Origin of the sequence: Acinetobacter sp. P1(2023), assembly GCF_028367635.1 — a bacterium.
Classification (GTDB): Bacteria; Pseudomonadota; Gammaproteobacteria; order Pseudomonadales; family Moraxellaceae; genus Acinetobacter; species Acinetobacter pittii_E.
The window spans coordinates 43,408-61,955 of the sequence record NZ_JAQNDD010000002.1; the positions used below are offsets into that span (position 1 = coordinate 43,408).

The following is an 18,548-nucleotide window of genomic DNA, read 5'->3' on the forward strand; positions in this document are numbered from 1 at the left end:
AGTAAGGAGACTGCTGATGTTTTTGAATTTACTGATTCTAGACTTATTTATCATGTTGATAAGTTGGTTACTTGCTACCACAAATGGCCGAGCTGGAATTGTAGATGCCGCATGGAGTTTCTGTCTGGCATTAAACATTATTGTGTCTTCTTTACTCATTTCAGTTGCTCCTGTTGAAGTACGTCTGTTTATTGGTATTTTTAGCGGCTTATGGTTTCTAAGATTATTTTGGCATCTGTTAAGACGTTATCAATCTGAACAAAAAGAAGATAGTCGTTATGCAAACATGCGTCAAGCCATGGGAAAGTTTCAGCATGTTGGCTTCTTTTTATTTTTTATCTTTCAAACACTTTTAGTGTGTTTGTTCTTTTTACCAATGTGGACACTCCTCAATGTAGAAGCAACTGAATGGAGTAGTGGATATAAAGTCACTTTAGTGATTGCAGCTGTAATTATGGCGATTGCTTTCATTGGAGAGCAGCTCGCTGATCAGCAGTTATATCGATTTAAATTAAATCCAGAACATCATGGCAAAACTATGGATCAGGGTTTATGGCGTTACTCACGTCACCCAAATTATTTTTTTGAATGGTTACATTGGTTTGCCTATCCAATCATTGGTTTAGCGGCAGGCCAATATTTATTGTGGATTTATCCGTTACTGATGTGGCTATTTTTATATTACGTCACGGGTATTCCATTTAGTGAAAAACAAGCAATTAAAAGCCGCGGTCAAAATTATCTTGATTATCAACAAAAAACATCAATATTTATTCCGCGAAAACCCAAAAAATAGGTGCGCATATGGATTTTATTGTTCATCAGTCTTTGAGAATTGTTGAAAGTGGTGTAGTTCCAGATCATGCAATTCGAGCTGCAATTCGTGCTTTAAGTAAAAAGCGCTTAATCCAAGAAGGCCGTTATGACCCTGAGCAAGGGGCACAGCGCTATATGGATGTGCTTAATATGCTAAAACGGAGCGAAATTGCAGTTGAAACGGATAAGGCAAACGAGCAGCACTATGAATTGCCGACCGAGTTTTTTCAGACGGTGCTTGGAAAAAGACTCAAATATAGTGCTTGCTATTTCCCGACTAAAACTACAACTTTAGATCAAGCAGAAGAGCTCGCTCTTCAGATTTATTGTGAAAGAGCGCAACTTAAAAATGGTCAACACGTTTTAGAGTTAGGCTGTGGTTGGGGGTCTTTAACTTTGTGGATGGCAGAAAACTATCCACGTTCACAGATTACCGCTGTTTCAAATTCTGCAACTCAGAAAAATCATATTCTGGGACAAGCACAATTGAGAGGTTTAACCAATATTGAAGTGCTTACCTGTGATGTAAATGTACTTGAATTAGACCAAGCGCAGTTTGATCGTGTTGTGTCGGTTGAAATGTTCGAACACGTCCGTAATTATCAACGTCTTTTTGAAAAAATTCAGGGATGGTTGAAAGCAGATGGCTTACTCTGGTGCCATATTTTTTGCCATCGCTTTTTACATTATCCTTTTGAAGTGAAATCAGATTATGATTGGATGTCCAAGTATTTCTTTACTGGCGGTTTAATGCCGTCGACTTCAACTTTTTTACATTTTCAAGAGCATTTAGAGTTGGCTCAACAGTGGCAATGGTCGGGTGAGCACTATATGAGAACGGCAAATGCTTGGCTTGATAACATGGATAACCAAGAAGTCGAACTGAAACCACTGTTAAAAAAAATCTATGGAAAAGATGCCAATATTTGGTGGCAACGCTGGCGTATTTTTTTCATGGCTTGTGCTGAGCTATTCGGTTTTGAGCAAGGACAAGAATGGGTCATTGGTCACTTTTTATTTAAAAAGAGAGCATTGTAATTTCTATAGCCTATCCCGGCGATAAAGATATGATAAGAACTCGACATGATGGCAAAGCTAGTCATCCATTAGCCCAAATGTTCAATCGATATTATTGGTTGCAGATTGGTCTGATTGCACTATCGATCGTGGTCGGGTTGGCTTGTAGTGCTTGGGTCATTAAAGGCTCCTTACTTAAAACTGCTTTAGAGCAGGAAATGGAACATTACTGGACACGTATAGAACGTAACCCGGATGCAGATTTACCTGATACCAAAAATTTATATGGATATCGATGGAATACTCAGGTCGCTCCTCAACCTTTTCGCGGCATGCATTTAGAAAGTGGCGTGCACCGAGTATTCGTTGATGGTAAAGAGCGGATGACGGTATACGGTGAACGTAATGGTCAGCATGTTCTGTTGGTATTTGGCGAAAGCAATGTTAATAAGCTGATCTGGTTATTTGGCCTTGCACCGCTGATGTTCAGCTTGTCGGTTTTATATAGCTTTTTGTGGTGGTCAAATCGAAGAGCAAGACGCTATTTTTCTCCAATTACACGGTTAGCGAATGCTTTAGAAAATATTGATTGGGCACATCAAGATACTCAGGCATCTCCTTTTAGAGATATTAATACCAATGGCAACATGGAAGCCGAATATCTCAAACAAGCTTTAGAAAAATATCATCAAGTTTTAAGTGATTTTATTCGACGTGAAAGAGAATTTACTGGAGATGTGAGCCATGAGTTACGCACTCCACTCACAATCTTAAAGGGTAATGTGCAACTGTGTCAGGCGAAATACGGAGACGATAAATCTTTAGTTCGTCTTCATAACACAATTGAAGATATGCAGTTGCTCGTCGATACCTTACTGGCGATTGCTCGGAATACGGTAAAAAGCTTGCCGTCTGAGAAAAATTTATTATCGAAAACGGTAAAGGATCTTGTTGAAAGTTTAGAAGCGGTGAGTGCAGGTAAAGGGATACAGATTAATATTCAACCTGATGTTTCTGAACAGCCACGCTGGTTATATCCTTCCATTACTCAAATGGTTTTAGGTAATATTTTACGTAATGCGCTGAACTATTCTCAAGGCTCACAAATCGACATTATTCAACAAAAAAACAGCCTAATTATTGCAGATAATGGAATTGGAATTTCTTTACCTAACGATGTAAAGGTGCAAGAGCTCAGCGATTCACAACTTTCCTTAAAGGCTAAAGGTCATGGCATTGGTTTGCAATTGGTACAAAAGCTTTGCAAGCAATTAGGATGGAGAGTGGAGCTGTTTGATCGACAATATTATTTAACCACTCATCCTGAACTCGATTTGGAGCCAACCACAGGCTTAATTGTTGTGGTCTATTTAAGTTAAGTCGCGGAATCTTCCAAAGCAATTTTTAAACCGACACCTGCCACTGTATGTAATAGCTTTGGGTCAAAAGGTTTATCAACCATTTTTCTTAAGTTATAGATATGACTGCGTAACGCATCACTTTCAGGCTCTTCGTCGCCCCATAATTCCATCATCAGTTCTTGCTTGGTCACCACTTTTGGAGACTGGCGCATCAAAATTTTTAATAGTTTGAATTGAATAGGGGGTAACTCGATATTATTTCCAGCACGAACCACGGTTTGAGTTGCGCTATCAAGAATTAAGTCGTGAATTTGAATTTTATGGTGAGTGACTTCGCCAGCTGCTCTTTTTATTAATGCACGAATCCGCATCACTAGTTCATTAAAATCAAAAGGTTTTACCAAATAATCATCTGTGCCAGCAGTAAAACCTTTAAGTTTGTCATCTAAAGTATCTCTTGCTGTGAGCATAAGAACAGGAATATCAACGCCTTGTTCAGTGCGTAGCCAGTTGCATAGGTCATAACCCGAACCATCGGGCAAATTTATATCTAGCAACAAAAGATGATAATGCTGCGATTTGAGAAAAGTCCGTGCAGCATCTAAATTACGTGCATGATCGACAACATAACCATGCACTTCAAGAAATTCGCAGACCGTTGCTGCAAGTTCAAAATGGTCCTCAACCATGAGGATAAAGTGATTACCCATGAGATTTTATTAAGCCATTAATTTAATAGTTGTTGTTTTAATTTAGCATTAAATGGTTCGCTACCAAACCAGATTTTAAAATATTGATTTGCATTCGGATTGTTTAAAGAACCGAGTAGTTTTTGGTTTAATTTCAGTTCTAGTTTTTGGTTCTCATGTTGATAGTAGAGACTGTAAAGATCTCCACTCTTAATTGGCCTATATAGCTCATTAATATGATTCAGTGGAGATTTAGCATCAAAGCCATTAACATTTTTCTTTAAAAAGTGGCTTGCTGCACGTTTAAATGCCCACTCGGGAATATCGCGGTTATAGCTAAAGTCCATTTTGATGCTTTGGCTCTGCCAATTTTTGAAGCAATCTTCAGCAAAGTAACTCACATTTCCTACATTCTTACTTGTCACCAATAAAGGTGCTGAACTGCATTTTTTTAGTTCAGCCGCGTTCACCTGAGATACAATTAAGATTCCTAGAAATATCAAGACTCGACTTTTTTGAACGGTAATACCCATTTATATACTCCTCCAAATATTGGTAAAGAACGGTAAAGGCCATTCGCTGGATCCCAATAATCTTGCTGGAAAATAATTTTTTGTTGCTCATTAATCTTAATTTCACTAATTCCATAAGAAGCCATGGTTTTTGAGCGGCCTAGTATTTTAAAGTCATAGGTCATGTACCAATGGATGTAGGCTGTATCTTGGTGATGGGTTGCACTAATGAGTTTTACAGTGACATTACTCACTCGGGCATTCATGCCTTCAAAATGCTTAATGAGATCTTGCTTTTGAGAAAACTGCGAGAGTGTATCGTTGATATAGAGCTGATCAGCGTAAAGATTGCTGGCATTATTCACAAAAGAAGGGGTACCAAGCGTATTAAATGCGGCAACAAAACGATTGCCAATATCTAGCGCTTGTTGGTCATTTAATTTTATTCCAGTAATTTTTTGTTCAGCTTTGCCATAGTCACCTGAATAACTAGGTACACTTTTACACGCCGTTAAACCGATTAAGGTAATCAGCCCTAGGGCTGTAGTTATAATTTTCATGTCGATATCCAAGTCAACTTTATAAGATTAAATTAAAGAGCTGGTCGTGAAGTTTGCGTGAATTCTTCAGTCATATGATTTGGGTTTAATGCTGGTTTCTTTGAGGCAAATAGATCTTCACTAACTTAAAGTTTTTTATAGTAATACTTTATTTTTATCAAAGAAATTACAGATCTTTTTTAAAAAAGATAACATCCATATTCATGTAACTAGATGAGTTTGTTTTCTCAAAACCAAGTTTATTTAATAAGTTGTGGGCAGGTAAATTATCTTTTTCTGAAAAAGCGATTACATGCTTAAAATTTCGACTTTTCATGTCTTCTAGTAACTTAAGTGAAGCTTCAACAATATAGCCTTTATTTCTTTCACTCTTAATAAGTCTGAAACCTAGCTCAGCTTCCGTTTGACCATCAACTTCACATATTTCAAAACCACAATAACCAATAATTTTATGTGTATCTTTTGAAACTATAGCCATTTTGCCAAAGTTATAGTTTTTATAGTGCTCTAAAATTTCTAAAAATCGTCTCTTAGCGGCTTCAATAGATAAAGCACCGTAAGGCGAAAAGGCCATAAAATCTTTATTTTGAAACATCTCGATTATAGTAGGTGAATCTTTATCAATGAATGGTTTTAAAATTAAACGTTCTGTCTCTAACATAGAGTTCTCATTGTGATGTATAAGCATGAATAAACTTCCATTAAATTGACTCTTAACTCACCAATAAATATTGTCTCTATTTTCACCAGAAATTTGTCTCGTAGCTGCGATGAGCAATCTCTCTATTATTTTATCAATGGCTAAATAATTTGGAGGGAAGTCTTTTAATGTAATGGTTCTAGTACTTACTTCCCATAAGTCTTCTTTGATTTTAATACTCTGTTTTATTTGTATTGTATTAACTTTATGTTGAAGTAAATCAATACAATCATATATTTGAACTTCTACAAATCCTACTACCTCATTATCTTTTGGTTTTAGCTCAGATAATTTAATATTTAAAGGGAGTAAGAAGATATGTTGAAATTCATTTGCAATATAATTTTCTGCAATATGGCAAGCAGTCTGTCTAATTCCTAGAGGGATAAGTTGATCGAATTCTATTTCAATTCCTAACTCTTCCTCACACTCTCTTATTCCGTGTTCAATGGTTTCACCTGCCTCGTAATGCCCACCAATTGAAATATCAAGAAAATTTTTTCTATCAAAAGTATAGTTATCAGAATTTTTAAGCTGAAAATAAGCATATTGAGTTGATGGGTTGTATACAAGGCAAGTAAACACTCTATGCCATAGACCTAATTGATGAGCTAATTTTTTATCAGCAACTCCAATGTGTTCATAATTATCATTAAATATATCTATATTCATGTGTTTTTTATCAAGTATAAATTTACTCAAAATATTTTAACTTCATTTAAAGTTTTTAGTATCAAAACAGCAATTTTATTCTAGCTGGGCTTTACTCATAAGAGATATAGATAAGTTTTGAATAAATAGAAAGGTTAAACAATGAAAACAATCGGCTTATTAGGTGGAATGAGTTGGGAATCTACAGCGCTTTATTATCAACAAATCAATAAAATGATTCATCGTAAATTAGGAAAATTGCATTCTGCTAAGGTCATTATTAATAGTGTTGATTTTGAAGAAATAGCAGCCTTGCAAGCGAAGGGTTTATGGCAAGAGGCTGGCGCATATTTAGCTGAGCAAGCACAAAATTTAGAAAAAGCAGGGGCAGATTGTATTTTGGTGTGTACTAACACCATGCACAAAGTTGCAGCACAAATTGAAGATTCAATTACGATTCCTTTCTTACATATCGCTGATGCAACTGCAAAAGAAATTTTGAGTCAAAACATTGGTAAAGTTGCACTGTTAGGGACAGCTTTTACAATGGAGCAAGATTTTTATAAAGCCCGATTACAAGATTATGGAATTGATGTCGTTATTCCAAATGAAGCCGACCGAAAGATCGTCCATCGCATCATTTATGAAGAGCTTTGTTTAGGTGTGATCAACCCAGATTCACAGCAACAGTACATCGCTATTGTAGAAAGGCTCATAGCTGAAGGAGCTGAAGGGATTGTTTTGGGATGTACTGAAATTTGTATGTTGATTGGTGAGCTTAAATTCTCGGTTCCTTTATTTGATACAACCACTATTCATGCCAAAGAGGCGGTGAGTTTTGCTTTAATTTAAGAATATATAAATTAAATAAATTAGAATGAATAAATTGCTAAGAACTAATTTAAAAATGGAGGATAAATTTTGAAATTTAGATCAAAAATTGATTGGTGGCTTTTGTTAATATTTATTGTTATCACTGCCAATATTGTTATAAAAATTTATGAAGCAAATCATCATTATTCTTTAGCTTCAAATTTTCCGCATCTTATCATTTATAGTTTAGTCATTTTTATTATTTGGCTTCCCATCTTTAATACTTACTATGTGGTAGAAAACGGTACTCTAGTGATTCAAAGCTTGGTATTCCGATGGAAAATTAATATTAATGATATTACCCAAATAGAACCTACTCATAATCCACTTTCATCTCCAGCGCTCTCATTAGATCGACTCAAAATTTATTATATGAAAAATGGAAAAATCGCAACGGTTATGATTTCACCGAAAAATAAAGAAGCTTTTTTGCAAGCGATAAACAAAAGACTCCATTAAAGTTGCTTGTTTAATTGCAGACATAAATTACGCTATTTCTATGACATCAAAAAAGAAATGGTGATAAATCATGATTAAACGTTTTTTACTGCCAGTTTTAGGCACTACGGTTTTAGTTACATTAGCTGGATGCGCTTCATCCTCACAATATCCGATTACTGAGAGTTATGGTCCAGATCCAAAATTACCTGAACCTAAATCAAGTTTGTTTCCCACTGTTAATATTGCACCTGCAGAAGGCTGGCCGAGTGGGGTAATGCCAAAACCCGCGGAAGGTTTAAAGGTAAAAGCATTTGCAAAAGGACTTGAGCATCCGCGCTGGCTTTATGTATTGCCGAATGGCGATGTATTGGTTGCTGAAACGGATGCTCCGCCTAAACCAGAAGACAGCAAAGGCATTAAAGGTAAAATTATGTCTTTTGTGATGAAGCGAGCAGGCTCATCTCATCCAAGTGCAAACCGTATTAGCTTACTTCGTGATACTAATGGAGACGGAGTTGTCGATCAGAAAACAGCATTTCTTCAAAACTTAAATTCTCCATTTGGCATGGCATTGGTAGGTAATAACCTATATATCGCCAATACGGATGCGCTTGTACGTTTCCCTTATCAAGAGGGTGAAACTCAAATTACAGCCAGTGGAACCAAAGTATTAGATTTACCGGGCGGTCCTTTAAATCACCATTGGACTAAGAATGTCATTGCTAACACGGCAGGTACAAAGCTCTACATTACCGTCGGTTCTAACAGTAACGTTGCTGAAAATGGTTTAGATCAAGAAAAAGGCCGTGCACAAATTACAGAGTTTGATATTGCAAGCGGTCAGTCACGTCCATTTGCCACAGGCCTGCGTAATCCAAATGGTATGGCTTGGCAACCTCAAAGTGGAAAACTCTGGACTGTTGTTAATGAGCGCGATGAAATTGGTAGTGACTTAGTACCTGACTATATGACGTCAGTCCAAGACGGTGGTTTTTATGGATGGCCATATAGCTATTATGGTCAGCATGTAGATGTGCGAGTAAAACCACAAAATCCGAAAATGGTTGCTCGTGCAATTAAACCCGACTATGCACTTGGTAACCATACCGCTTCTTTGGGCCTTGCATTTTATACAGCTGAACTCATGCCACAATTTAGAGGAGGCGCATTGATAGGCCAGCATGGCTCTTGGAACCGTAAGCCTCACAGTGGTTATAAAGTTGTTTTTGTACCATTTAGAAGTGGTCAACCCTCTGGTCCACCACAAGATATCTTGACCGGATTCCTGAGTGATAAAGGCAAAGCGTATGGTCGTCCTGTGGGTGTAGCAATTGATTTTTCAGGTGCCGTATTAGTTGCAGATGATGTAGGCAATACGATTTGGCGCGTTTCACCGGTTGCTGAGACGACTTATGAAGCTCCAATGAAACATGCTATTGGAACCCCGCCAGGCACACCATAAAGTCTATCAAAAATAATTGATTAGCATGGACGGTCTCTAAGCTTTATAGAGGCCGTCCAATTGGCTATTATTTAATTTTTAAATAATTGAACAAAAAAAATACTAATTGGACTTTATAAGCCAACTTCTCAAAAATGAATATGTGAAAACGATAATGATGTTTAAGGAACAAACACATGAATACACATATTCGAATTGCCGTGGTTGGTGGTGGTATTGCTGGTCTGGCTTTAGCAAGTAATTTAAGTAAACGCCCCCATTTAGACGTGCAAATGTTTGAATCTGCACCTCAGTTTTCTGAAATTGGGGCAGGAATTTCCTTTGGTGCTAACGCAGTCAAAGCCATTGAACTGTTAGGTTTAGCCAACGAATATCATGCAATTGCAGATAAAGTATCGCCCCCATTTCAAGATGTTTGGTTTCAATGGCGCAATGGTTATACCGATGAATATTTATCTGCATCTATCGCGACAGGTGTAGGGCAGTCATCTGTTCATCGTGCTGATTTTCTAGATGCCATTATTCCTCACATGCCTACGCAAAATGTTCATTTTTCAAAACGCCTAGAAGCAATTGAAGAACAAAATGATCAGGTGATTTTGCACTTTAATGATGGTAGTCAATATGAGTGCGATTATTTAATCGGGGCTGACGGTATCCGCTCTGTGGCTCGCCAATATGTTTTAGCTACTCACGATTTACTACCTGTTCATCCACGTTTCTCAGGAACTTGGGCTTATCGTGGCATTATTTCTCACGCTTCATTTAAAGAAGCTTTGCAGCAAATAAACAGCGATACAGATTTAGCGGATATTCCCCAAATGTTATTGGGCAAAGACAAACATATTTTAACGTTTCCCATTCGTAAGGGGGAGCAAATTAATATCGTTGCTTTCTGCTCAAACCGTGAAGATACGGTACTCCCAGCTGATACACCGTGGACCAAACCTGTAGATAAAGCTCAAATGCTTTCTGATTTTTCAGACTGGAGCGAAAGCTGCCAAACATTACTGGGTTTAATTGAACAACCTACCATTTGGGCTTTACATGAAATTGAAGAACTTTCAACTTATCAAAGTGCCTCTGGTCATGTGATTGTTATGGGTGACGCGGCACATGCGATGTTACCCCATCAAGGTGCAGGAGCAGGACAAGGTCTTGAAGATGCATTAATCCTTGCAGCATTATTGTCGACAAAAAACTTACACGCAGATCAGTTAACCGATGTGTCTTCAATATATGAAAAGCTCCGTTTAAAACGTGCTTGTCGTGTTCAGCAAACTTCTCGTGAATCTGGCGAAATTTATGAGTGTTATTCGACTCAGTACCCAACATTTGCCGAAATTGGTGAACATCTTGAACATCGGTTTGATTGGTTATGGCAACACGACCTAGAACAGGATGTTGCAGAAGCAAAGCAACAATTACATCAATTAAAAATGGCAACGATTTAAATAAATTTTTGTTTTACACGCAATTTGCTAAGGAAAGCAATTATGGAAAAACTAAATGCAAATCAATTGATTGATGACGCAAGATTAACACCATTACATTGGCGTGTGATCTTGCTGAGTGCGCTTATTATTATTTTTGATGGCTACGACTTAGTCATTTATGGTGTTGCATTGCCTAAGCTTATGCAACATTGGCAGTTAGATAGTATGACTGCTGGATTGCTGGGCAGTGTTGCATTATTTGGCATGATGTTTGGTGCCATGATTTTCGGTAGCTTAGCCGATAAATTAGAGTCTTATGGCTTTAGCCGTAAGCGTTTAATTATGCTATGTGTCCTTATTTTTAGTGGTTTTACGGTGTTATGTGGTTTTGCCAACAGTCCTAAAGAGTTTGCTATTTACCGTTTTATTGCTGGTCTTGGTTTGGGCGGAGTAATGCCGAACGTTATTGCTTTAATGACCGAATTCGCCCCAAAGAAATTACGATCAACTTTAGTATCACTCATGTTTAGCGGCTATGCGATTGGCGGGATGAGCTCAGCGCTTTTAGGCATGTGGTTGGTTCCTAAATTTGGTTGGCAAATCATGTTTATTTTGGCGGGCATTCCACTCATTTCATTACCTATTATTTGGAAATTTTTACCCGAATCAATCGATTATCTGGTTCGCCAGAAAAAATGGAATGAGGTACGTGGTTTACTTCAACAATTAGCACCACAACAAAACATAGCTGATCATACAAGCATTGTATTACACCAAGAAAACCAACAAACTGCCACTCGACCTTTGGTTGCTCTATTTACCGATAACCGTGCTTTAGTCACTGTATTTTTCTGGCTGAGTGTATTTATGGCTTTACTTATGGTGTACGCGCTCGGTAACTGGATACCCAAACTCATGGTCGAGGCTGGATATGATTTATCAACCAGTCTTGTTTTTTTACTGGCGCTAAACTTGGGTGGGATGCTGGGTGCAATCGGTGGAGGCTACTTTGCTGATCGTTTTCACCTAGGCAAGGTCATTTGTTCACTCTTCTTTGCAGGTGCAGTGTCGCTCTACTTGTTGAGCTATGCTTTACCTATGGTCATTTTATATCTCTGTGTTGCCATTGCTGGAGCGGCATCTATTGGCGGGCAAATTTTATTGCTAGCTTATATGGCTCAGTTTTATCCTTCACCAATCCGCAGTACTGGCATTGGTATGGCTTTAGGAGTAGGCCGTATCGGGGCGATTTTAGGTCCGATTTTATGCGGCTGGCTTTTAAGTTTGCATCTACCCATTGAATATAATTTTATCGCTCTAGCCATCCCTTGTGTGCTGGCAACCTTAAGTGTTATTGCCATAAGTATTTGCAATCGAACTAAACGCGTAATGCTAAATTCAAGTATATCTCCATAAGAATGAAGCATTTTTTCCTATAAAAGGAACTAAACTCTAAACAAAGAAGTTAAAGTCTTTGTTTAGAGTATTTGAAGGATCAGAACCATGGATTTAGGTTTGATTAAAGTTTTTGTCTGTATTTATGAGTCTCGGCATATTAGTAAAGCTGCTGATAAATTAAATTTGAGTCAGCCTTCTGTGACTTATAATTTGAATCGTTTACGCCGTCAGTTAAATGATGAGTTGTTTACCCGAAGCCGAGGTGGGGTCGAACCGACAAAAGTTGCGCATGAGCTTTATCCAATTTTTCATCAAGCAATTTTTAATATTGAATCAGCGATCGCTCAAGCACAGGAATTTCGTCCTGAAAATTCAAATAAAACTTTTCGAATTGGACTCTCTGACGCAGGGGAAATTTGTCTCTTGCCTAGTCTTATGGCTTTTTTGCAGAAAACAGCACCCTATATTCAAATTGAGATTGAAGAGATTCAGTCGTCTAAGGTTGAACAGTGGCTTATTGATGGCTTTTTAGACCTAGCCGTATTTAATAGTACGCAGACCATAATGCCTAAAATAGAAACGCGTACTTTATTTGAAGAAAGATATGTATGCATTGCTAGAGCTGACCACCCAAGGCTACAGCAGCAACTGACGTTAGAGCAATATTTGCAAGAAGATCATGTGGCTATCAAATCATCAACAGGGCATATCCAAGTTGAGCAATATTTAAAAACAATGGATTTAAAGCGACGAATTCGTTTAGAGGTTCCACATTTTAGTGTTTTACAAGGGGTTGTGCAGAGTTCGGATATGTTGGTGACCTTACCATCGCGAGCAGCTCGGCACTATTTAGCCCATGGTAATGTCCAAATGTTTGAATTACCTTTTGCCATGGATTCTTTTAAAGTGAGCTTGAACTGGTTTAATCGTAGTGATGATATTATTGCCAGAAAATGGTTGATTCAATCTGTCGGTCAAATATTTGAGGTTTTATAAAACTAGTTAACGCTATTTCAAATCTCATTTTCAGTAGAATGGGGAATATTTGAGAATTTAAAGTTCTTTCCAATTTATTATTAAATTTTGATAGCATTCGCGTTATACACAATAAGAACTTTATATGAATTATGACCGATCAATTAAGAGCAAAATTTGAAAATTTAGAACTTAACGCAGGATTAGGGAAAATTAGCGCTTTTATTTCAATGTCACTCAGCTTACTTTGTCTATTTGGTGCATTATGTTTTTTATTTCCCAGTGTATTAACCACCCCAGAACTCCGTCCTATTTACGCAAAACACTATAATCTTTTTTATTATGGGCTGATCACAGGCATTCTTATTAGCGCTGGCTTTGGTGCATTTAGTGCAATTATTCGTCAAAACCGATATGGTTTTTATGGGTTATGTTTTTCACTTGTGGCAGCGGTTGTGGGTTGTGGTGTAATTGAAGCACCCGTTTTACCAAGTGTACCGTTTTATGCAGGTATCGATTATTTTGTACTGACCTTATTTATTTTAGCGTTCATTTTTATTCCACTTGAAGGTTTTTTTGCTAAAAATCCTGAACAAAAAATATTAAGAGTAGGGTGGGTGACCGATATGAAATATTTCATGGTCAGCCATATTGGCATTCAATTATTTAGCTTTTTAACCGTCATGCCAATTCAATATTGGATTACGCATCTGCCTGATAATCCAATTGTTCCTTATGTACAAGCTCAACCAATTTGGCTGCAATTTATTGAGTTGCTCATTGTGGTCGATTTTACGGTGTACTGGTTACATCGAGCTATGCATGAGGTTAATTTCTTATGGCGCTTTCACGCAATTCATCATTCGACTGAATATATGGATTGGTTAGCATCTTCTCGTTTGCATGTCATTGAAGTGCTCATGACTCGCTTCATTGCTACTTTACCGATTTTCCTGCTGGGTTTTCATACTTCGGCTGTTTTTGCCTATTTAGTCTTCATTTCGTTTCACGCTATTTTCATTCATTCCAATGTACGTTTTCGTTTTCCATATTTGCGCTGGATTATCGCAACGCCAGAATTCCATCATTGGCATCATTCTTCAGAAAAACCTGCCATTGATAAAAATTACGCCGCTTTTATTCCCCTATACGATGTTATTTTTAAAAGCGTATATATGCCTAGTCATTTGGCGAGTGTGTATGGCACAGTGGGTTATAAAATCCCAAATAGTTTTATAAAACAGTTTACTTGGCCTTTTAAAAAGTATGTAAAGCGTTTTTTGAAACCTTGGCGTGATCAGTAAAGTAAAAAAGCCTCGATGGAGGCTTTTTTTAATCATTATTTGCTTTTAATATTTTTAAAAATCATCACAAGTGCAATCAGAGCAAGACCAATAATTAAACTCATATAAATGTTGGCACTGTTCATAAGTCCGATTTTACCCACAAAGTAACCTGCTAAAATTGCTGGAATACTAAAAGCTAAATAACTCTCTACAAAAAAAGCAGCCATGAGTCCTGCGCGTTCTTCGGGTAAAGCTAGAGGCATGACTGTACGAATTGCACCCATAAAAGCTGTACCAAAACCTACCCCCGTAATAATAGAACCCAAGAGTAAAATTACGGCACTGGTAAAATTGATCGCTAAAAATAAAACGGTTGCACCAATAATGATGGATAAGGTACCCGTGAGCAAAATACGAAAGTTGGTAGATTTTCTAAGAGTCAGAATCCCTGCTGCACCTGAAAGGGCGAGTGCCATAAACATAACGCCATTTAGCCAAGCTGAAGATGTGTGAAAAATTTTTGCTAATAAAGAGGGCATAAGTGATAAGAAAAAACCACTGACCATCCAAAGCGCAATATTAATAGGACTAATACTGAATAGAGCACTCCTTGCTTGATGTGGAATAGCCATGTTGGGTTTTAAAGAAGCAAGAGCACCTGATCTTTTGCGTACTGTTTCAGGATTAAAAAAACTTAAAATGAGTTCAACTGCAAACAATACACATAAGAGTTCAAAAACTAGATGTAAAGGTTGAACCGAAAATTGCAGAATAAGGCATGTAATAAAAATTCCTACTGCCATGCCGACCATGGGAGCAATACTATTAATTAGGGAACCATGATGCTTACTGAAATCTAAAATTGCGGCTCCAATTGCAGAAACAGCAAGACCTGTTGCAATACCTTGTAAGCCACGCGCAATAAATAGCATCGAAACATCTGAGGCAAAAAGGAAAAAACTCATTGAAGCAATTTGCAAAAAAATTGCTGAAATAATGACAGGCCGACGTCCGATATAATCAGATAAAGAACCAATAATGAGTAAAGACGCAAGTAAGGTAAACGCGTAGGTCGCAAAAATTAAAGTTAAGGTAACAGGCGAAAATGGCCATGTCTGCTGATACAGACGATATAGTGGCGTAGGGGCACTAGACGCCGCCATAAAGGTCATGAGCGTGATTGTGTTTAAGGTCAACGCGACTTTTGAATCTAACTGAAAAACTGATCCAGACCGTTTTGAACTTGAATTGTTCATATAAGATGAATAACATTAAAGCGAATATTTAGCTTTTATACATTATTTTCACATTAAAGCAAATCATTAGCTTTAGTGTATTTTGTATATACAAATAATATTTTAATTGTTTTTTCTTAAAGTAGAGCTGATTAATGGCAAAAGTTGTTACTGGGTTACGTCCAGGTGGTCGTAGTGAGAGAATTCAAACCGCAGTGCATCAAGCGGTAAAAGAGCTTCAAAAAAATTTGGAACAAAGCCAAATTACTATACCTATGATTGCTAATGAAGCAGGTGTAACGCCTTCAACAATTTACCGCCGTTGGGGCGATATCAATCAGCTATTTTCAGATGTAGCCCTAAATGAACTGAAGCCAGACATGGAACCGAAAGACTTAGGTTCATTTCAGCTTGATATCACTGCATGGATTGAACAATATTTTGAAGAATACTCTTCTGAAGTTGGTCAAACATTGCTACGAGATGTGCTATATACAAATGACTCTTCAAATGCTCGAAAATGTGAAACTTTAATTATTCAACAACTTGATATTATTCAAGCCAGAGCTAAATCACGTAATGAACTCACTATAGACAATCAAGAGATTATCGAAGCTGTGATTGCACCTATGCTGTTCAGAATTTTATTCACTGATCGAGCATTAGGTTTAGACTATGTCCAAACTTTATTAGCACGTTTATTCAAAGCACATTCTGATGTAATTTAATTGAAACGGCTGCAAATCTAAATATTTTATAAAAATAGGCAAAAATTTATCTTATTTATAAAATTTTATATCAATTTTTCTTATTATTTTTAAATTAAATTTTCATAATTTTTAATTTACATGTTTTTTATAAAATCATTTATTTAATAAATGTTTGGGTGGTATGGCTTAATTAAGCTCATATAGGCAATATGAATATAGTTTTTATCAAAAATAATAAAAGTAAATAAATACTTATGATTAATTTTAGTTGCATTTTTAATTTTTAAAACTTAAAAATAAAAATGATTTTATATAATTTATTGCATGACTATTAAATTTGACATTTTTTAAATTTATAACACAGGCCGTTTTTTATTCTTTACAATGGCTTTTCCTTGATAAAGCAGCTTGTGGTGTACGCTTTATATTTATTTTTTTTATCCCCATCGAAAAGGTATTTAGATAATGGATTTCAATACCCTTGACCAAGAAACAGTACAGAAAAAACAGAAGTTTCACCAAATTTTGTATGTACAGGTCATCTTTGCAATTATTTTGGGCATTTTAATAGGTCATTTTTACCCAGAACTTGGCGAAAGTTTAAAACCGCTTGGTGATGCATTCATCAAGATTGTTAAAATGATTATTGCTCCCGTCATCTTTTTAACTGTTGTGACAGGCATTGCCAGTATGACAAACATGAGCCGAGTTGGCCGTGTAACTGGTAAAGCGATGCTTTATTTTCTTACCTTCTCAAGCTTGGCTCTTGTGGTGGGTATGATTGTGGCAAATATTATCCAACCGGGTAAAGGTCTTAATATTGATCCTGCTACCTTAGTCAACGATAAAGTAAATACTTACGTTGAAAAGGCGCACGCAACAAATATTACCGACTTTTTCATGAATATTATCCCGCAAACACTAGTCAGCCCTCTGGCAGGTGGCGAAATTTTGCAGGTTCTATTTGTGGCGGTGTTATTTGGTATTTCTTTGGCTGCATTGGGTGACCGTGCACGTCCAATTACCGATTTCTTAAATAACTTAACAGCTCCAGTTTTCTACCTAGTTGGTATGTTAATGAAGCTAGCTCCAATCGGTGCTTTTGGTGCAATGGCTTTTACCATCGGTGCGTATGGAATCGAATCAATTGGTAATTTATTACTATTAATTATGACGTTCTATATTACAGCAGTGTTGTTTGTCATCGTGATCTTAGGAGCTGTGGCTCGTTATAACGGCTTCTCAATTATCCATTTAATTCGCTATATCAAAGATGAACTTTGGTTGGTTTTAGGGACGAGTTCTTCTGAAGCAGCTTTACCATCTTTAATGGATAAAATGCAAAAAGCGGGTTGTGAAAAATCGGTAGTCGGTTTGGTGATTCCAACAGGTTACTCATTTAACCTTGATGGTACAAATATCTACATGACCATGGCTGCTCTGTTTATTGCACAAGCGTGTAACGTGGACTTATCCATTAGTGAACAAATTGCATTGCTTCTTGTCGCGATGGTAAGTTCTAAAGGTGCAGCAGGGGTGACTGGTGCAGGCTTTATTACTCTAGCTGCAACTCTATCGGTTGTACCGGCTGTTCCTGTTGCAGGTATGGCGTTAATTCTTGGTATTGACCGTTTTATGTCTGAGTGCCGTGCATTAACAAATTTAGTAGGGAATGCCTGCGCAACAATCGTTGTAGCACGTTGGGATAAAGCTTTAGATAAAGATCTTTTAGATAAAGCCTTAAAGAACCATAAAGCAGAATAACCTTATAAAAAAATCTGTAGCTAAGGGCAATTTGGGAGAGTAGCCCGGCTACAGATTTTTTTAACGTCTAAAAATATATTTTAATTAAACCATTCTAAAGTTCTGCAATATTACTTATCTTTTAAAAAAGACAATTTTAAATAAAAAATGAGTTGTAAAAAATTATGCTTTTAAGTGATCCTCAAACTCTTCACCTAATTGCATCGCTAATGAATTACCTGCCAAATCACAGGTCACTAAACCATATTCTTTTTTAAAACTAAAAGTAAAACCTTTTCCATCAGCAAGATTTTTAACTGAATACCCTAACTTTTCTAACCAAATACGAAACGCAATCAAATTTTTAGCTTTAACAACCTTTTTCACGTGAGAACTCCTTCTATCCGTGGCATTACATCTTATTTATTAATAGGGTTTTAATTAGATTTTTTAAAGGGGGAAATCTTTGTTTTATTTTGCAACTTGTAAAAAAAGTAAGATAGAGAAAGAAAAGTTTTCTTTTTTATAAAATTATAGAGAGGTTATGTAACTAAAAAATAAAAACTTTTTATTTAAAAAGATTGTCCCTTAGCAGATTTTTAAAAAATTATAAATTTGGCGAAATTTTAAAAAAAGCTGAATAAATAAGAATAAAGTAAATGTAAAAAATAATTACCATGAAT

At 36.7% G+C, this 18,548-nt stretch carries 19 protein-coding genes; 12 read left to right on the plus strand and 7 right to left on the minus strand.

The features are described from left to right. Nucleotides 1-16 precede the first annotated feature (16 nt). Genes POD11_RS03310 through POD11_RS03320 form a run of 3 tightly spaced genes read left to right on the plus strand, consistent with a single transcriptional unit; the run spans nt 17 to nt 3,212 of the window. Nucleotides 17-796 carry a DUF1295 domain-containing protein gene (locus tag POD11_RS03310; protein WP_262456335.1) on the plus strand — a complete coding sequence of 260 codons (780 nt, stop codon included), beginning with the start codon at nt 17-19 and terminating at the stop codon, nt 794-796. Nucleotides 797-804: 8 nt separating this feature from the next. Continuing rightward, nucleotides 805-1,854: an SAM-dependent methyltransferase gene (locus tag POD11_RS03315; protein WP_262456336.1), complete on the plus strand. Its 1,050-nt coding sequence runs from the start codon at nt 805-807 to the stop codon at nt 1,852-1,854. A 29-nt stretch (nt 1,855-1,883) separates the two neighbouring features. Then, entirely contained in the window at nt 1,884-3,212 is a 1,329-nt protein-coding gene (locus POD11_RS03320) for a sensor histidine kinase (RefSeq protein WP_262456337.1), read from the plus strand. Here POD11_RS03320 and POD11_RS03325 read toward each other — a convergent pair. The 5 genes from POD11_RS03325 to POD11_RS03345 all read right to left on the minus strand — a co-directional run bounded on the left by POD11_RS03325 (nt 3,209) and on the right by POD11_RS03345 (nt 6,327). Next, entirely contained in the window at nt 3,209-3,904 is a 696-nt protein-coding gene (locus tag POD11_RS03325) for a response regulator transcription factor (protein ID WP_000526530.1), read from the minus strand. The two genes, POD11_RS03320 and POD11_RS03325, sit on opposite strands and share 4 nt — an antisense overlap. A gap of 17 nt (nt 3,905-3,921) precedes the next feature. Next, nucleotides 3,922-4,416: a chalcone isomerase family protein gene (locus tag POD11_RS03330; protein WP_262456338.1), complete on the minus strand. Its 495-nt coding sequence runs from the start codon at nt 4,414-4,416 to the stop codon at nt 3,922-3,924. Further along, the gene (locus POD11_RS03335; protein ID WP_262456339.1) at nt 4,383-4,955 is read right to left on the minus strand and encodes a nuclear transport factor 2 family protein; all 573 of its coding nucleotides are present in this window, start codon (nt 4,953-4,955) and stop codon (nt 4,383-4,385) included. Before POD11_RS03335 ends, POD11_RS03330 begins: the two co-directional genes overlap by 34 nt. A gap of 166 nt (nt 4,956-5,121) precedes the next feature. Further along, nucleotides 5,122-5,616, minus strand: coding sequence for a GNAT family N-acetyltransferase (locus POD11_RS03340; protein ID WP_262456340.1), 495 nt, complete (start codon nt 5,614-5,616; stop codon nt 5,122-5,124). 57 nt (nt 5,617-5,673) lie between these two features. Further along, nucleotides 5,674-6,327 carry an NUDIX hydrolase gene (locus POD11_RS03345; protein ID WP_262456341.1) on the minus strand — a complete coding sequence of 218 codons (654 nt, stop codon included), beginning with the start codon at nt 6,325-6,327 and terminating at the stop codon, nt 5,674-5,676. A gap of 141 nt (nt 6,328-6,468) precedes the next feature. Here POD11_RS03345 and POD11_RS03350 point away from each other — a divergent pair, with 141 nt between their 5' ends. From POD11_RS03350 to POD11_RS03380, 7 genes are all read left to right on the plus strand, one after another. After that, nucleotides 6,469-7,158, plus strand: a complete 690-nt coding sequence (locus POD11_RS03350; protein WP_262456342.1) for an aspartate/glutamate racemase family protein — start codon at nt 6,469-6,471, stop codon at nt 7,156-7,158. A 69-nt stretch (nt 7,159-7,227) separates the two neighbouring features. Further along, nucleotides 7,228-7,638: a PH domain-containing protein gene (locus POD11_RS03355; RefSeq protein WP_262456343.1), complete on the plus strand. Its 411-nt coding sequence runs from the start codon at nt 7,228-7,230 to the stop codon at nt 7,636-7,638. Nucleotides 7,639-7,708: 70 nt separating this feature from the next. Continuing rightward, nucleotides 7,709-9,082, plus strand: coding sequence for a PQQ-dependent sugar dehydrogenase (locus tag POD11_RS03360; RefSeq protein ID WP_262456345.1), 1,374 nt, complete (start codon nt 7,709-7,711; stop codon nt 9,080-9,082). Nucleotides 9,083-9,258: 176 nt separating this feature from the next. Beyond that, nucleotides 9,259-10,536, plus strand: coding sequence for a salicylate 1-monooxygenase (gene salA, locus POD11_RS03365; RefSeq protein ID WP_262456346.1), 1,278 nt, complete (start codon nt 9,259-9,261; stop codon nt 10,534-10,536). Nucleotides 10,537-10,578: 42 nt separating this feature from the next. Further along, complete coding sequence (locus POD11_RS03370; protein ID WP_262456348.1) at nt 10,579-11,934, plus strand: MFS transporter; 1,356 nt, start codon at nt 10,579-10,581, stop codon at nt 11,932-11,934. A gap of 87 nt (nt 11,935-12,021) precedes the next feature. Next, nucleotides 12,022-12,912 carry a LysR family transcriptional regulator gene (locus POD11_RS03375; RefSeq protein ID WP_016140540.1) on the plus strand — a complete coding sequence of 297 codons (891 nt, stop codon included), beginning with the start codon at nt 12,022-12,024 and terminating at the stop codon, nt 12,910-12,912. Between the two features lie 131 nt (nt 12,913-13,043). After that, nucleotides 13,044-14,195 carry a sterol desaturase family protein gene (locus POD11_RS03380; protein WP_262456350.1) on the plus strand — a complete coding sequence of 384 codons (1,152 nt, stop codon included), beginning with the start codon at nt 13,044-13,046 and terminating at the stop codon, nt 14,193-14,195. Between the two features lie 35 nt (nt 14,196-14,230). Here the strand turns inward: POD11_RS03380 and POD11_RS03385 are convergent, their stop codons facing one another. Next, a complete protein-coding gene (locus POD11_RS03385; RefSeq protein ID WP_262456352.1) occupies nt 14,231-15,433 on the minus strand; it encodes an MFS transporter in 1,203 nt (400 codons plus the stop codon). 134 nt (nt 15,434-15,567) lie between these two features. On the opposite strand from POD11_RS03385, the gene POD11_RS03390 reads away from it, so the two are divergent. Next, nucleotides 15,568-16,140 carry a TetR/AcrR family transcriptional regulator gene (locus POD11_RS03390; protein ID WP_239967268.1) on the plus strand — a complete coding sequence of 191 codons (573 nt, stop codon included), beginning with the start codon at nt 15,568-15,570 and terminating at the stop codon, nt 16,138-16,140. Nucleotides 16,141-16,587: 447 nt separating this feature from the next. Then, nucleotides 16,588-17,886 carry a dicarboxylate/amino acid:cation symporter gene (locus POD11_RS03395; protein WP_016140544.1) on the plus strand — a complete coding sequence of 433 codons (1,299 nt, stop codon included), beginning with the start codon at nt 16,588-16,590 and terminating at the stop codon, nt 17,884-17,886. Nucleotides 17,887-18,048: 162 nt separating this feature from the next. On the opposite strand, the gene POD11_RS03400 is transcribed toward POD11_RS03395, so the two are convergent. Continuing rightward, a complete protein-coding gene (locus tag POD11_RS03400) occupies nt 18,049-18,252 on the minus strand; it encodes a hypothetical protein (RefSeq protein ID WP_002119766.1) in 204 nt (67 codons plus the stop codon). Nucleotides 18,253-18,548 lie beyond the last annotated feature (296 nt).

Coding starts and splice junctions, on each gene's coding strand:
- POD11_RS03335 (WP_262456339.1), bottom strand. CDS start 4,955: ATGAAAATTATAACTACAGCCCTAGGGCTGATTACCTTAATCGGTTTA.
- POD11_RS03315 (WP_262456336.1), top strand. CDS start 805: ATGGATTTTATTGTTCATCAGTCTTTGAGAATTGTTGAAAGTGGTGTA.
- POD11_RS03340 (WP_262456340.1), bottom strand. CDS start 5,616: ATGTTAGAGACAGAACGTTTAATTTTAAAACCATTCATTGATAAAGAT.
- POD11_RS03345 (WP_262456341.1), bottom strand. CDS start 6,327: ATGAATATAGATATATTTAATGATAATTATGAACACATTGGAGTTGCT.
- POD11_RS03380 (WP_262456350.1), top strand. CDS start 13,044: ATGACCGATCAATTAAGAGCAAAATTTGAAAATTTAGAACTTAACGCA.
- POD11_RS03320 (WP_262456337.1), top strand. CDS start 1,884: ATGATAAGAACTCGACATGATGGCAAAGCTAGTCATCCATTAGCCCAA.
- POD11_RS03370 (WP_262456348.1), top strand. CDS start 10,579: ATGGAAAAACTAAATGCAAATCAATTGATTGATGACGCAAGATTAACA.
- POD11_RS03360 (WP_262456345.1), top strand. CDS start 7,709: ATGATTAAACGTTTTTTACTGCCAGTTTTAGGCACTACGGTTTTAGTT.
- POD11_RS03325 (WP_000526530.1), bottom strand. CDS start 3,904: ATGGGTAATCACTTTATCCTCATGGTTGAGGACCATTTTGAACTTGCA.
- POD11_RS03390 (WP_239967268.1), top strand. CDS start 15,568: ATGGCAAAAGTTGTTACTGGGTTACGTCCAGGTGGTCGTAGTGAGAGA.
- salA (WP_262456346.1), top strand. CDS start 9,259: ATGAATACACATATTCGAATTGCCGTGGTTGGTGGTGGTATTGCTGGT.
- POD11_RS03330 (WP_262456338.1), bottom strand. CDS start 4,416: ATGGGTATTACCGTTCAAAAAAGTCGAGTCTTGATATTTCTAGGAATC.
- POD11_RS03385 (WP_262456352.1), bottom strand. CDS start 15,433: ATGAACAATTCAAGTTCAAAACGGTCTGGATCAGTTTTTCAGTTAGAT.
- POD11_RS03350 (WP_262456342.1), top strand. CDS start 6,469: ATGAAAACAATCGGCTTATTAGGTGGAATGAGTTGGGAATCTACAGCG.
- POD11_RS03310 (WP_262456335.1), top strand. CDS start 17: ATGTTTTTGAATTTACTGATTCTAGACTTATTTATCATGTTGATAAGT.
- POD11_RS03395 (WP_016140544.1), top strand. CDS start 16,588: ATGGATTTCAATACCCTTGACCAAGAAACAGTACAGAAAAAACAGAAG.
- POD11_RS03375 (WP_016140540.1), top strand. CDS start 12,022: ATGGATTTAGGTTTGATTAAAGTTTTTGTCTGTATTTATGAGTCTCGG.